General features: G+C 61.5%; 13 protein-coding genes and 1 tRNA gene. 6 read left to right on the forward strand and 8 right to left on the reverse strand.

What is annotated here, in order from left to right; all coding sequences use genetic code 11:
* Nucleotides 1–190: 190 nt before the first annotated feature.
* A complete protein-coding gene (gene rirA / locus J5J10_RS14595) occupies nucleotides 191–667 on the reverse strand; it encodes an iron-responsive transcriptional regulator RirA (protein ID WP_208548434.1) in 477 nt (158 codons plus the stop codon).
* A 197-nt stretch (nucleotides 668–864) separates the two neighbouring features.
* Between rirA and J5J10_RS14600 the strand changes: the two genes are divergently transcribed.
* Nucleotides 865–1,893 carry a Fe(3+) ABC transporter substrate-binding protein gene (locus J5J10_RS14600; protein ID WP_249116921.1) on the forward strand — a complete coding sequence of 343 codons (1,029 nt, stop codon included), beginning with the start codon at nucleotides 865–867 and terminating at the stop codon, nucleotides 1,891–1,893.
* 55 nt (nucleotides 1,894–1,948) lie between these two features.
* Here J5J10_RS14600 and J5J10_RS14605 read toward each other — a convergent pair whose 3' ends face one another.
* The 3 genes from J5J10_RS14605 to J5J10_RS14615 all read right to left on the reverse strand — a co-directional run bounded on the left by J5J10_RS14605 (nucleotide 1,949) and on the right by J5J10_RS14615 (nucleotide 5,770).
* Nucleotides 1,949–2,914, reverse strand: a complete 966-nt coding sequence (locus tag J5J10_RS14605; RefSeq protein WP_249116750.1) for a M48 family metallopeptidase — start codon at nucleotides 2,912–2,914, stop codon at nucleotides 1,949–1,951.
* A gap of 97 nt (nucleotides 2,915–3,011) precedes the next feature.
* Entirely contained in the window at nucleotides 3,012–4,085 is a 1,074-nt protein-coding gene (locus J5J10_RS14610; RefSeq protein ID WP_211930436.1) for a DUF898 family protein, read from the reverse strand.
* Nucleotides 4,086–4,273: 188 nt separating this feature from the next.
* On the reverse strand, nucleotides 4,274–5,770 hold the full coding sequence (locus tag J5J10_RS14615) for a CoA-acylating methylmalonate-semialdehyde dehydrogenase (protein ID WP_211930437.1): 1,497 nt from the start codon (nucleotides 5,768–5,770) through the stop codon (nucleotides 4,274–4,276).
* Between the two features lie 434 nt (nucleotides 5,771–6,204).
* Between J5J10_RS14615 and J5J10_RS14620 the strand changes: the two genes are divergently transcribed.
* Nucleotides 6,205–7,410 (forward strand): TCR/Tet family MFS transporter, encoded by a 1,206-nt coding sequence (locus tag J5J10_RS14620; protein WP_211930438.1) that lies wholly within the window; start codon nucleotides 6,205–6,207, stop codon nucleotides 7,408–7,410.
* 19 nt (nucleotides 7,411–7,429) lie between these two features.
* Here J5J10_RS14620 and J5J10_RS14625 read toward each other — a convergent pair whose 3' ends face one another.
* Both J5J10_RS14625 and J5J10_RS14630 read right to left on the reverse strand, forming a co-directional pair.
* Nucleotides 7,430–7,909: a VOC family protein gene (locus tag J5J10_RS14625; RefSeq protein ID WP_211930439.1), complete on the reverse strand. Its 480-nt coding sequence runs from the start codon at nucleotides 7,907–7,909 to the stop codon at nucleotides 7,430–7,432.
* Nucleotides 7,910–8,033: 124 nt separating this feature from the next.
* Nucleotides 8,034–8,939, reverse strand: a complete 906-nt coding sequence (locus tag J5J10_RS14630; RefSeq protein WP_211930440.1) for an NAD(P)/FAD-dependent oxidoreductase — start codon at nucleotides 8,937–8,939, stop codon at nucleotides 8,034–8,036.
* A 126-nt stretch (nucleotides 8,940–9,065) separates the two neighbouring features.
* Here J5J10_RS14630 and J5J10_RS14635 point away from each other — a divergent pair, with 126 nt between their 5' ends.
* From J5J10_RS14635 to J5J10_RS14650, 4 genes are all read left to right on the forward strand, one after another.
* Nucleotides 9,066–9,536: an Rrf2 family transcriptional regulator gene (locus tag J5J10_RS14635; protein ID WP_211930441.1), complete on the forward strand. Its 471-nt coding sequence runs from the start codon at nucleotides 9,066–9,068 to the stop codon at nucleotides 9,534–9,536.
* A gap of 118 nt (nucleotides 9,537–9,654) precedes the next feature.
* The gene (locus J5J10_RS14640; RefSeq protein ID WP_211930442.1) at nucleotides 9,655–10,536 is read left to right on the forward strand and encodes a LysR family transcriptional regulator; all 882 of its coding nucleotides are present in this window, start codon (nucleotides 9,655–9,657) and stop codon (nucleotides 10,534–10,536) included.
* 44 nt (nucleotides 10,537–10,580) lie between these two features.
* Nucleotides 10,581–11,105 carry an MgtC/SapB family protein gene (locus J5J10_RS14645; protein ID WP_211930443.1) on the forward strand — a complete coding sequence of 175 codons (525 nt, stop codon included), beginning with the start codon at nucleotides 10,581–10,583 and terminating at the stop codon, nucleotides 11,103–11,105.
* Nucleotides 11,106–11,141: 36 nt separating this feature from the next.
* The gene (locus tag J5J10_RS14650) at nucleotides 11,142–12,113 is read left to right on the forward strand and encodes an SDR family oxidoreductase (protein ID WP_211930444.1); all 972 of its coding nucleotides are present in this window, start codon (nucleotides 11,142–11,144) and stop codon (nucleotides 12,111–12,113) included.
* Nucleotides 12,114–12,129: 16 nt separating this feature from the next.
* On the opposite strand, the gene J5J10_RS14655 is transcribed toward J5J10_RS14650, so the two are convergent.
* Together J5J10_RS14655 and J5J10_RS14660 are read right to left on the reverse strand one after the other, a co-directional pair.
* Nucleotides 12,130–12,206 (reverse strand) — tRNA-His (locus tag J5J10_RS14655).
* Nucleotides 12,207–12,340: 134 nt separating this feature from the next.
* The gene (locus J5J10_RS14660; RefSeq protein ID WP_210387937.1) at nucleotides 12,341–12,787 is read right to left on the reverse strand and encodes a phasin; all 447 of its coding nucleotides are present in this window, start codon (nucleotides 12,785–12,787) and stop codon (nucleotides 12,341–12,343) included.
* Nucleotides 12,788–12,976 lie beyond the last annotated feature (189 nt).

Consider the following 12,976-nt stretch of genomic DNA (forward strand, 5'->3'; position numbering starts at 1 on the left):
ACCCGACGGGAAGATGGACGCGGTGTCTCCCGGCACCCGTCACAATCTTCCTTTTACGTAAGCGTACGGCGGAGAGTCCTGCCGCTCAAGGGGTAAGCGCCGCTGGCCGACTGACTTTTTCTGTCAAACAGGCAACAAAAAACCCCGCCGCCTTCTCCGGCGACGGGGCTTTGTCAGATGGCTGCCGTTATCAGGCGGCCGGCGCTGCAACCGTGCGGCGCGGTGCGAGATCGTCGATGCCGAGCAGCATGTTGATCGACGGGCGCGCCTTCACGAGGTCGTCGATCGTGTACTGTGTAAGGACGTCGAAAAAGGCGTTCAGCGCTTTGCGCAGCGCGGCGTTCAGGCCGCAGCTGTCGATCAGGGGACAGTCGACATCACCGTCATCCTCGAAGCATTCCGCCATTGCGAAGCTGTCTTCCGTGACACGCACGACATCGAACAGGGTGATCTTGTCAGCTGCGCGACCGAGGCGCACACCGCCATTGCGGCCTCGCACAGTCTCGATCAGGCCGGCCTTGTTGAGCGGCTGCAAAATCTTGAAAAGGAACAGTTCAGACACGCCATAGGCCTTCGCGATCTCGGGAATACGGCTCAGCTGGTCCTTGTTGGCAGCGCAGTACATCAGCATGCGCACGGCATAATTTGTCTGTTTCGTCAAACGCATGCGTCACTCCTCGATGGGTTTCAACCCTTATATAACGCTCTTCGCAGTTTTGAACAATTCCAAAATACTCAAGTTAACAGTTCACGTGTCTGTGATGATTCGGGACCGCACGTTGACACTACATGCCAATTCATGAATATCCAACTCAACTATAACGATGGGTAGTGAGGGAGATGAAATCAATGACCCGGATCAACATGTTGCGCGCGGCTGCCGTTTTTTCCGCGACAACCGTTATGGGCGCCGGGGCGGCTTGGGCGGACGGCGAAGTAAACATCTACTCGTATCGCCAGCCCGAGCTGATCCAGCCTTTGCTTGATGCCTTCACCAAGGAAACCGGCATCACGACCAACGTCCTTTTCCTCGACAAGGGCCTGGTCGAACGAATCAATGCCGAGGGTGCCAACTCTCCGGCGGACGTCATCCTGACCGTCGACATCGCGCGTCTGGTCGAGGCAAAGGAAGGCGGCGTTACCCAGCCGCTGCAGAACGAAACTGTCAACAAGGATATCCCGGCGCAGTATCGCGACCCCGACGGCGACTGGTTCGGCCTGACGACGCGTGGGCGCGTCGTCTACGCCTCCAAGGATCGCGTCTCGCTGGACACGATCACCTACGAGGAACTCGCCGATCCCAAGTGGAAGGGCAAGATCTGCATTCGCGACGGCCAGCACTCCTACAACATCGGCCTGTTTGCCTCGATGGTTGCCCATCACGGTGCCGAATACACCGAAACCTGGTTGAAAGGCTTCAAGGAAAACCTTGCCCGCAAGCCCGATGGCAACGATCGCAGCCAGGCGAAGTCGATCATGGCCGGTGAATGCGACCTGGCGCTCGGCAACACTTATTATGTTGGCCTGATGCAGACCAACGAAAAGGAACCGGAACAGAAGGAGTGGGCGAACGCCATCAAGATCCTGTTCCCGAACACCGCCGACCGCGGCACCCACGTCAACATCTCCGGCATGGCGCTCGCCAAGAATGCCCCGAACAAGGACAATGCCGTCAAGCTGATGGAATTCCTGTCGTCCGGCGAGGCCCAGACGATCTATGCCGAGCAGGTGTTCGAATACCCGGTCATGCCCGGCGCCGAACCCTCTGACATCGTCAAGGCCTTCGGCGAGATCAAGCCTGACGCACTTCCGCTCGCCGACATCGCGGCGAACCGCAAGATCGCGTCCGAGCTCGTCGACAAGGTCGGCCTCAACGAAGGCCCGTCGATGTAAGCCTCGGCACAACATCGTGAGAATCGGCGGGCGGCTTTTCCCAAGCCGCCCGTTTTCATTTGCTCTCTTCGATCAGCCTGTCGATCTGCTCGCGGCGCTCGCCGAGTCCCGGATGGGTGGAGAGGAACGAGGTCTCGTCGTCCTCAAGCTTGAACTTCTCCTCGATCAGCGCGAAAAACCTGCCTATCGCCGCCGGATCGCGGCCGGCCTTGCGCATCAGGGTGACGGAAACCTGATCCGCCTCGCTTTCGGCCGAGCGGGAATAGGACAGCGTTAGCAGCGCCGCGCCATTGGTAAGGATTTCTTCCCCCGCCGAGCCGATATCGCCAGCGACCAGCATGATAAGGCCGGCCGTTCCGGCTGCCCGATAGAGCTGGCGCAGCGAATGCTCCTTGTCGACATGGCCGATCTCGTGGGCCAGCACGCCGAGGATCGCGTCGGTATCCTTGTCGGCCAGTTCGACCAGCTCGTCGGTCAGCACGATGGTGCCGTCCGGCAGGGCGAAGGCGTTGGGACCGATCGGTCCGCCCTTGCGGAAATTCAGCGAATAGCCATCCGGGCCGCGCTCCGCGTGACTGGCAAGCGCGCGAAACGCCGTATCGATCTCCTTCTGCCGAGCCTCGGGAAGCTCGCTTTCCTCGAACACAGCCTGGTCGAGCGATTGCAGCGTTCCGGCGGCGAGCGCCCGTGTGGCGGCCGGTGGGGTGACGAGGACCGCAACCTCCACCATGGCCGGGATGGCATAGCGGTAGATTGCGCCGGCAAGCAGCACGACAGCCAGGACCACCACGATCAGGCGTGGATGAAATCGCTCCATTTCGTGGATCCAGCCGGTGCGATTTGCGCGGCGACCCCGCAACAGGCGATCGATCGCATCGTTGTCGTCGGTCTCGAACAGCGACCCGTTGGCAAAGGTGATGCGACGCGGCACCCGGCCGATACGATCCGAGATCGTGACCGTGCCGAGGTCGTTGAAGGCGACAGGATCGCCCGGTCGCTGGTCCAGCCCGACTGTCAGCATGCGATCCCTGAGGACGAGAGTCGCCGCCTCGCTTTGGCTGGAGCCGGCGGGATGCCAACGTCCTTTCGCAATCAGTTGCGGGGCGTTGCTCCGATGATCAGAATCCAAAGTCGAAGCCCTCCATGTCGAGATATTCGGCCGTCGCGGCCGAACCTGTTTCCTCCATCGAGGCCAGCACCACCCCGATATCGCCATCGAAGGTGATGCCGGAATGCTCGACCATGTAGCGGCGCTCGCGCACGGCCGCCCAAGGCCGCATCAGACCGAGACTGATCATCGTGACGAACAGGTTGGAGATGACAATCCAGAGATAGCGCCGGCGGCCCATGTCGCTGAACAGGCGATGGCGCCCGTCGAGAGCCGCGGCATTCATCACCACGTTGCGCACGCCGACGCGGTAAACGATCGCGGCGATGGAATAGAGCAGCACGAACGGAATGACCGAACCGTAAAACAGCGCGGCAAGCTGCATCAGCTGTTCGTCCTCCACCGTTCCCGAGGGGTCGGGTGTCGCGGCCATATAGATGATGATGCCGATGCCGATCGAGATCAGCAGGCCTATCAGCATCATCGCGAAGGCAGGCCACCAGGCCCTGTAGAGCTTTCCAAGGCGGGGATCGGCAGAGAAGGGTCGATCCCCGTATCGCAGATGGTTGAAGATGTAGCGATAGGTCCATCGGCTCGCGAGCGGCGCCAGGATGCCGAGCGAAAACAGCGCGACGAGGCCGCCAAGGATAATCGACTTGAAGGCGCCCCATGTGGTGCCGGTGAAGTCGAAGCGGACATTGCGGTAGCTGGTCACACGGGCCGAAAATCTAAGGCCCCGCGCCACCAGGAAGGGCAGGACGATCATGAAAATCACCGGTGCGACGAGCGCCAGCGGTGGAACGAAGGTGGTGACAAGATTGATGACAATGAGGATGACGAGGACGATGACGCGGCCGATGAAGATCTGCAGCCCGCGCGCGTGATAGTCGAAGGAGTGGTCGTCGACGAAGGTGTTGCCGTAGAAATAGCGGTTGCGGCGCACTTTGGCCCAGGCGGAGTAAATGCCGAATGTCACGATCGTCAGCAGGATGTTGACGATCCAGATGCCGAAATATTCCGACGCGCTGCCGCGAAATTCGCCGCGCGTCAGGGCGGACGCGCGTCCGAATGATGTCTCCTGCATGAAGTGTCCCTCGTTAGGTCGTATACCGCGCGCCTATCCCCATGGCGCCGCCAACAATGATCACGAGTGATCGCCAACCTCAAGCCTTCACGCGCAAAAGCGGTGCGCCGTTACGGCCGATACGCCCAAAAGAAAACGCCACCCCGCCGTTCGGCAGGGTGGCGCGGACGTCAGCGAAACGTATTCGCTTACTTCATCGTCGGCATGACGAATTCGGCGCCGTCCTTGATGCCGGACGGCCAACGGCTGGTGACAGTCTTCGTGCGCGTCCAGAACTTGATCGAGTCGGTGCCGTGCTGGTTCAGGTCGCCGAAGGAGGAGGACTTCCAGCCTCCGAAGGAGTGGTAGGCGAGCGGAACGGGGATCGGCACGTTGATGCCGACCATGCCGATGTTGATGCGGCTTGCGAAGTCACGGGCGGCATCGCCGTCGCGGGTGTAGATCGCAACGCCATTGCCGTATTCGTGCTTCATCGGCAGATCGAGGGCTTCTTCGTAGTTCTTGGCACGGACGACCGAGAGAACCGGACCGAAGATTTCGGTCTTGTAGATGTCCATATCAGGCGTGACATGATCGAACAGGCAGCCACCGACGAAATAGCCGTCCTCGTAGCCCTGCAGCTTGAAATCACGGCCATCGACCACGAGCTTGGCGCCGGCTTCGACGCCCGAGTCGATCAGCGACTTGATGCGGGCCTGGGCTTCCTTGGTGACAACAGGGCCCATGTCGGCCTTGTCATCGGTATAGGGACCGATACGCAAGGATTCGACCATCGGGGTCAGCTTCTCGATCAGGCGGTTAGCGGTTTCCTCGCCCACCGGAACGGCGACAGAGATCGCCATGCAGCGCTCGCCGGCCGAGCCGTAGCCTGCGCCCATCAGCGCATTGGCTGCCTGATCGAGATCGGCGTCGGGCATGATGATCATGTGGTTCTTCGCGCCGCCGAAGCACTGGGCGCGCTTGCCGTTCGATGCCGCCGTCCCGTAGACGTAGCGGGCGATCGGCGTTGAGCCAACGAAGGAAATTGCGCCGATGTCGGGATGTGTGAGCAGGCCGTCGACCGCCGACTTGTCGCCGTTGACGACGTTCAGGATGCCTTCCGGCAGGCCGGCCTCGATCATCAGTTCGGCAAGGCGGATCGGAACCGACGGATCGCGCTCGGATGGCTTCAGGATGAAGGCGTTGCCGCAGGCGATCGCCGGCGCGAACATCCACATCGGGATCATAGCCGGAAAGTTGAACGGCGTGATGCCGGCGCCAATGCCGACCGGCTGGCGGATCGAATACATGTCGATGTTCGGACCGGCGCCTTCGGTGAACTCGCTCTTCGACAGGTGCGGGATGCCGATGACAAATTCGCAGACTTCGAGACCGCGAACGATGTCGCCCTTGGAGTCCTCGACGGTCTTGCCATGCTCCTTCGACAGCATGACAGCCAGGTCGTCCATGTTCTTGTTCAGAAGCTCGACGAACTTCATGAACACGCGGGCGCGGCGCTGCGGGTTCATTGCCGCCCATTTCGGCTGGGCGGCCTTGGCGTTTTCGACAGCGGCGTTCAACTCGGCGTCGCTGGCCAGCGCCACTTCTGCCTGGATTTCTCCGGTTGCGGGATTGTAGACGGGCTGCTTGCGGCCCGAGGTGCCGGCAACCTGCTTGCCGCCGATGAAGTGACCGATCTGACGCATGGGTGTTCCTCCAGGATTTGAATGAAACCACTATGTCCGCTTTTCAACGCACAACGCAAGGCGATGATTTGAGGATCGGTTGTGCAGAAATCGTTATTGTCTGCAATGCAGCGTGCACCTGTTCACCCTCAACGTGACAAAGAGAAAAGCGCAACCGAGCCGCGTTCATCACGACCGCCACTCGGTCTTGCCCTCCCGCCCGCTCTGGCGTAACGTTCTCCGGTCGCGAAAAGCGACCGCTTTCCATGAGCCGCCCCCCGGGCGGAGTAAGACGGTGGACGAATTGGCGTCCAGGCGGTCAAGTACAAGTCGGCCTCGCTTTCGCGCGGGACCGACCAGCGCTCCCTGAAAACTTGAACCCGTTAGCCGGGCAGGCTGGTCGCATCTCGCACTATGCGCGATGGCGGCACCTGCGTTCGGCAGGAGCCCACCTCATGAAACGATCCCTGACAGTCATCTATGCCGCCATCATGCTCGACTCCATCGGCATCGGCCTGATCTTTCCAATTCTCCCCACCCTCTTGAAAAGTGTCGCCGGTAGCGCAGAGGTCGCGTCGCTCATCGGAACCATGGCCGCGCTTTATGCAGCCATGCAATTCCTCTTCTCTCCGCTGCTGGGCATGCTCAGTGACCGTTATGGCCGGCGGCCCATCCTCTTGCTATCGATGGCAGGAGCCGTGATAAACTACCTCTTTCTCGCTTTCGCGCCCGTCCTGTGGATGCTCTTTCTCGGGCGCGCCATCGCCGGTGTGACTAGCGCCAATATGGCGGTTGCCGGCGCCTATATTGTCGATGTTTCCGCCGAAAGCGAACGTGCGAAGCGCTTTGGAGTCGTCAGCGCCATGTTCGGGGCAGGCTTCATCCTCGGACCGGTTGTTGGCGGCGCGCTCGGCGATCACTGGCTGCGTCTTCCTTTCCTCGCGGCCGCGGCGCTCAACGGCATCAATCTGCTACTCGCCTTCGTGTTCCTGCCGGAAAGCCGGGCTCAGGACACGCAACCGATCCGGCTTGCGTCGCTCAATCCATTGCGGCCCCTGGAATGGGCCATCGCCGAGAAGAATCTTAAGCCATTCCTGCTGCTCTTCTTCATCTTCAGCGCAACCGGTGAGGCCTATGGCACCTGCTGGGCTCTTTGGGGTCAGGACAGCTTTCACTGGAACGGGCTTTGGATCGGCCTGTCGCTCGGCACCTTCGGCATCTGCCAGACGGCGGCCCAGGCCTTTCTTCCGGGGCCGGCCATTCGCTGGTTCGGCGAGCGCCGCACGGTCCTGTTCGGGATTTTCGGCGTCAGCGTGGCGTTGCTGCTGATGGCCCTCGCCAGCCACGGCTGGATGGTCTTTGCGCTGATGCCGCTCTTTGCGCTAGGCGGTATCGGCGCGCCAACACTGCAATCGCTCGCCACGCGCCAGGTCGACAACGACCGGCAGGGCCAGCTTCAAGGCGTGCTCGCCTCTATCGTCAGTCTGGCTTCGATCGTAGGACCGCTCATTTTCTCCACCGCCTACCTTGCCATACGTAACCAGTGGCCGGGCGGCATCTGGCTGCTTGTAATCGTATTTTACGCGATTGCGGCGGTGATCGTGTGTCTGCTTCGCTTCGGACAGCCGCAAGCGCTACAAACCACCGCTGATAGACCGTGACGAAGTTGCTGGCCCAACCTCATCCCCTTCGCGCCGCTTCGATCTTCGCCACGTCGATCTTGCCCATCGTCATCATTGCCTCGAAGGCGCGCTGGGCTTCGCCGCCACCGGCCGCCAGTGCTTCGGTCAGCACGCGCGGCGTGATCTGCCAGGAGACGCCCCACTTGTCCTTGCACCAGCCGCAGGCGCTCGGCTGCCCACCGTTGTTGACGATGGCATCCCAGTAGCGGTCGGTTTCCTCCTGGTCGTCGGTGGCGATCTGGAAGGAAAAGGCCTCGCTTTGGACAAATGTTGGCCCGCCGTTGAGCCCCATGCAGGGGATGCCGGCGACCGTAAAGTTGACCGTCAGTACGTCGCCTGCCTTGCCGGAGGGAAAATCGGAAGGTGCGTGAAACACCGACGTCACCTCGCTGTCCGGAAAGAGCGATGCATAGAAACGGGCCGCCTCCTCGGCGCCTTTTTCGTACCAGAGGCAGATGGTATTCTTGGCGATATGCATGGCATGTCCTCCCGTTGCATCGACACCGGTCCGGAACCCGTCACATCTGCGACCTGTTCCGCCGTGACGTCGGCACGCTAGCATCGCTCCCGCCAAAACGTGGCAGCATCCGTATTGCGAGCTCTCAATCTCCCATCATCAGGGACCGGTGCGCCATGACGCCGGCCTTGACGCCGGCGGCGCTGGCGAAGGTGGCGTTGTGAGCCGGGCTTGCGGCATCGCCGGCAGCGAAGAGGCCGCGAATGCTCGTCGCGCCCCAGTCGTCGACCTTCACGTAAGGCCCCTGCGGCCCCACCTCCATCGCTGCTCCGAGCATTTCCGCCAGCGGCGAGGCCGGTTTCACCTTCGGCTGCACAAACAAGGCCTTTAGCGGTACCTGCCGGCCATCGGCCAATTCACCGGCCTTCAAGTGTTCTCCGTCGGCCAGCAAACGCACCAGCCGTGACGGCTCGATGGCAACGCCCCTGCCCTCCATCATCCATCTCTCGTCGTCGGAGAAGGTGACGCCGGGCTCCGTAAACAGCGTGACCTCACCCCAATCCGGCAGCATCGCCGCCTGATGATGCGCGAGCGACATGGATGCGAGGATGCCGATCGGACCGCCGCCGATCTCGTAACCGTGGCAATAGGGGCAGTGAAAGACGCTTCTGCCCCAGAGCGCGGCCAGTCCCTCGACCTCTGGAAGCGTATCGGTGACGCCGACCGCGAGTATCACGCGTTTGGCGGCAACGGCCCTGCCGGAATCGAGCCCCACGACAAACCCGCATTCCCGTTTATCCACGGCGGACACCGTTTCCTCGAGCAGTTCGAAGGTCGGATAGCGGCCAAGCTGCTCTAGCGCCCGCCGCCTGATTTCCGCTGGCGCCACGCCATCCTGGCCGAGGAATCCATGCGAGGCCTGCGCTAAGCGATTGCGCGGCCGAACCGCGTCGATGAGCAGGACGCTACGTCGGGCGCGGACCAATTGCATCGCAGCGGACAAGCCGGCGAAGCTGCCGCCGACAATGATCACATCACGAATTTCATCCATGTCGATACTCCAGACGTTTTACGTATCTTTTTATGTTACGAATCTTTGACGCCGTCAACACACGCAACATGATTTGTTCCGTGAGTGGACATGTGATAGCTGTTGCCGGAACCAATGAGGTAATCGATGCGCGGTGACAGCCGGCTTTCGCGGATGCTGCACGTTCTGATCCATCTGGAGCGCGGCGGCGGCCCTATGACTTCAGAGATGATCGGCAAGATGCTTGGCACCAATCCTGTGGTGGTCCGCCGGACGATGGCGGGTCTGAGGGATCGCGGCTATGTGCATTCGGAAAAGGGTCACGGCGGCGGCTGGACGCTCTCGCGACCTTTGAGCGAGATCACCCTCTTCGACGTCTACGAGGCACTCGACCGGCCGGAACTTTTCTGCCTCGTCCCCTCGTCCGACCACGCCCATTGCCTCGTCGAGATCGCCGTCAACGAGGCGCTCGAGAACGCCCGTCGCGAAGCGGAGGCGCTCATTCTCTCGCGCTTTTCAGCGATCCGACTTTCCGACATCGCCGACGATTTCGAACGCAAGATGACGGAGCTTGGGCTTACGCCGCACCGGGATACAGGGGAATGCCGCAAGACTTGATGAGGGAAATTTGCACAACGAGCTTCATGCCGCTACGCTTGGTGTGTGCAATTTCAACCACTGACCTCCATGCGCTTCGGACCCGTTTACCCTCCCGCCATCGCTGAAAGCCCCGCCGATGAACTGGGATGACGTTCGCATCTTTCTCGCCGTCGCACGTTCCGGCCAGTTCCTCGCCGCCGCGCGGCGTCTCGGGGTCAACCACGCGACGCTCTCGCGCCGCGTTACCGCCCTCGAGGAAACGCTTGAGACGAAGCTGCTGACGCGACGGACGAACGGTTGCGAACTGACCCCGGAGGGGGAGATCTTCCTGCACGCCGCCGAGCGGATGGAGAGCGAGATGCTCGCCGCCCAGTCGAACATCGGCCGCATCGACCGCGCCGTCGCCGGGACCGTGCGCATCGGCGCCCCGGATGGTTTCGGTGTCGCTTTCCTCGCACCAAGGCTCGGCCGGCTGACCGAGCGGTACCCGGACCTGAAGATCCAGCTCGTGCCCGTGCCGCGAGCCTTTTCCCTGTCGCAGCGCGAAGCCGACATCGCGATCACCATCGAGCGGCCTGAGCAGGGGCGACTCGTCTCGTCCCGGCTCACCGACTACACGCTGGCGCTTTATGCTTCGCGCGCCTACCTGGAAAAGGCCGGCACGCCGGCGACCATCGAGGATATCGCCGGCCACCGCCGTATCGGCTATGTCGAGGACCTGATCTTCTCCCCGTCGCTCAATTTCACCGGCGAGGTGATGCGCAACTGGGACGCCGCCTTCGAGATTTCCTCGGCGACCGGCCAGACCGAGGCGGTTCGATCCGGTGCCGGCATCGGCATCCTGCACAGCTACATCGCCCGGCAGTATCCGGAACTGGTCCGCGTTCTGCCCGAGATCGCAATCCAGCGCTCCTACTGGACAACCTTCCACGAGAGCGCCCGAGAGCTTGCTCGCGTGCGCGCCGTCGTCGCCTTCCTGCAGGAAGAGGTGCTGGAAAGCCGGGCGATCTTCGGCTGAGGCAAGCGGCAGGAACACTTTGCAGAGTCACGTGTTTTCACGCCATGGATGCACTCATCGCCGACTTTACCCATCCCACCTTTCTCGATCCGCTTGCCATGGCGGCCCGCATGCTGCTGGCGCTGGTCTGCGGTGCGGTCGTAGGGTTCGAGCGCGAATACAAGAGCCATGCGGCCGGGCTTAGAACCCATATCCTGGTCAGCATGGCGGCCGCTGTGATCGCGCTGGTGGCGATCGAGATCACGCATCTGCCGACCTTCGGCGGCACCGAAATCCGGATCGACCCGATCCGCCTGATCGAGGCGGTGACGAGCGGCGTGGCGTTCCTAGCCGCCGGCATGATCGTCTTCAATCGTGGCCGCGTGCTCGGCCTGACCACTGGTGCCGGCATGTGGCTTGCCGGTGCGATCGGGCTCGCCTGCGGCCTCGGCTTCTGGCAGGTGGCGGCGCTCGCGACCATTGCTGCGGTGATCGTGCTGTCGCTGCTGCGACGGGTTGAATTCCGGCTGGACCTCAAGGACCGGAAAAAGCGGGAACAGGAAGGGACCGCGACACGTTCGGACGAGTGAACCACCCACGCGTCACTCACCTCAAGGAGCCGAACCATGGACCACGGATCATCCCGCCCCGACAAGACCGTCGAGGAACAGCGCGACATCCAGAAGGAAGTTGCCGAAAACGACCAGAAGCAGCAGGGCGGAGACAAGAAGGGCGCCGTGCAGGCGGGGGCGCGGGCATACCCCGAGCCGCCTTTCCCGAAGCAGCATCATCCGAAACCGGGCCACGAAGCCGACATCGATCCGGCGCCCATGTACGACGCTCCGTTCTACAGGGGCTCCGGCAAGCTCGAAGGCATGGTGGCGCTCATCACCGGCGGCGATTCGGGTATCGGCCGGTCCGTCGCCATCCTCTTTGCCCGGGAAGGTGCCGATGTCACAATCGCTCATCTCGCGGAAGAGGAGGATGCCGAGGAGACGCGCAAATGCATCGAGAAGGAAGGCCGCCGCTGCCTCGTGGTTCGGGGCGACGTGCGCGATCCGCTATTTTGCAAGAGGCTCGTGCAGAACACGGTCGACGAATTCGGCAAGCTCGACATCCTCGTCAACAACGCCGCCTTCCAGGTGCATACGAAGAAACTGGAAGACCTGAGCGAGGAGCATTTCGACGAAACGATCAAGACCAATCTCTACGGCTATTTCAACATGGCCAAGGCCGCACTGCCGCATCTTCGCAACGGCTCCTCGATCATCAATACGGGCTCGGTCGTCGGCCTCAAGGGCAGTCCGGAATTGCTCGACTATTCGATGACCAAGGGCGGCATCCACGCCTTCACCAAGGCGCTCGCCTCAAACCTGATTGAGCGCGGCATTCGCGTGAACGCCGTTGCGCCGGGGCCGGTCTGGACGCCGCTCAACCCCTCGGATCGCGAGGCGGATGATGTGTCGACATTCGGAAGCCAGGTGCCAATGAAGCGACCGGCGCAACCGGAGGAACTGGCACCAGCCTATGTCTTCCTCGCCTCGCCGCAAATGGCAAGCTACATCACCGGCGAAGTACTGCCGGTTGTCGGAGGATAAGCCTGCAAAGGGAAAATGGTACGGTTGGTGGGAATCGAACCTACGACCTCAGGTGCCACAAACCTGCGCTCTAACCAACTGAGCTACAACCGCACAAGCAGCGCCATGCGCCGCGTTGGGGTCAAATACGGGCAGACGGGATTTTTTTCAAGTCCTTTCTGCTGACCCACAAAAAAGGGTCGGAACGTGACGTTCCGACCCAGTCTTCCTTGGGAGGAAAGGATTGCTTAGGCGGCCTTGAAGGTCGACATCGCCTTTTCGGCGGCGTCCTTGCCCGGCTTTACGACGGTCTCAGCGACCTTCTTGACGGTGTCCTGCATGGCCTTGGCCTGCTCGACGGTCATTTCGGCCTGCTTGCGGATGAAGGCGGTCTGCAGTTCGACGAGTTCGGCGACCGACTTGACGCCGAGGAGTGCTTCCATGTGGGAAAGCGACATGTCGGCATTGGTGCGAAGGGCGTCGATGGCCTTGAGGCCGAGCTCGACCGTGCCGGCCTGGGCGGTTTCCATCGTGGTCTCGATGGTCTTGGTCGCGTCTTCGGCGGCAGCCTTCATCTTGGCGTAGGCTTCCTTGGACTGGGAAGCGCCCTTCTCGGCGAATTCACGGAAACCTTCCGACAGCTTGGACGGGTCGAAGGCGGCGAAAGAAAAGACGTCGGCGGTTTTTGCAGCCATGATATGCTCCTGTTCGGTTCGGGCCTTGCAGCCCCTGAGTGCATTAGATGAACTCTATATAGAGCATTTTATTGTGCATTGCAATATCATTGTGCGGTGCACAATAATTAAAATTCTAGGGTTAACCCTGATTGGCGAAACCGTCGCCCAACGCTGGACCCGAAACCGGTGCGCAGATATTAAAATTCT

The sequence above is a fragment of the Ciceribacter sp. L1K23 genome (genome assembly GCF_018122705.1).
In the GTDB taxonomy this organism is placed as follows: Bacteria; Pseudomonadota; Alphaproteobacteria; order Rhizobiales; family Rhizobiaceae; genus Allorhizobium.

Coding starts and splice junctions, on each gene's coding strand:
- rirA (WP_208548434.1), bottom strand. CDS start 667: ATGCGTTTGACGAAACAGACAAATTATGCCGTGCGCATGCTGATGTAC.
- J5J10_RS14600 (WP_249116921.1), top strand. CDS start 865: ATGTTGCGCGCGGCTGCCGTTTTTTCCGCGACAACCGTTATGGGCGCC.
- J5J10_RS14605 (WP_249116750.1), bottom strand. CDS start 2,914: ATGCTGACAGTCGGGCTGGACCAGCGACCGGGCGATCCTGTCGCCTTC.
- J5J10_RS14610 (WP_211930436.1), bottom strand. CDS start 4,085: ATGCAGGAGACATCATTCGGACGCGCGTCCGCCCTGACGCGCGGCGAA.
- J5J10_RS14615 (WP_211930437.1), bottom strand. CDS start 5,770: ATGCGTCAGATCGGTCACTTCATCGGCGGCAAGCAGGTTGCCGGCACC.
- J5J10_RS14620 (WP_211930438.1), top strand. CDS start 6,205: ATGAAACGATCCCTGACAGTCATCTATGCCGCCATCATGCTCGACTCC.
- J5J10_RS14625 (WP_211930439.1), bottom strand. CDS start 7,909: ATGCATATCGCCAAGAATACCATCTGCCTCTGGTACGAAAAAGGCGCC.
- J5J10_RS14630 (WP_211930440.1), bottom strand. CDS start 8,939: ATGGATGAAATTCGTGATGTGATCATTGTCGGCGGCAGCTTCGCCGGC.
- J5J10_RS14635 (WP_211930441.1), top strand. CDS start 9,066: ATGCGCGGTGACAGCCGGCTTTCGCGGATGCTGCACGTTCTGATCCAT.
- J5J10_RS14640 (WP_211930442.1), top strand. CDS start 9,655: ATGAACTGGGATGACGTTCGCATCTTTCTCGCCGTCGCACGTTCCGGC.
- J5J10_RS14645 (WP_211930443.1), top strand. CDS start 10,581: ATGGATGCACTCATCGCCGACTTTACCCATCCCACCTTTCTCGATCCG.
- J5J10_RS14650 (WP_211930444.1), top strand. CDS start 11,142: ATGGACCACGGATCATCCCGCCCCGACAAGACCGTCGAGGAACAGCGC.
- J5J10_RS14660 (WP_210387937.1), bottom strand. CDS start 12,787: ATGGCTGCAAAAACCGCCGACGTCTTTTCTTTCGCCGCCTTCGACCCG.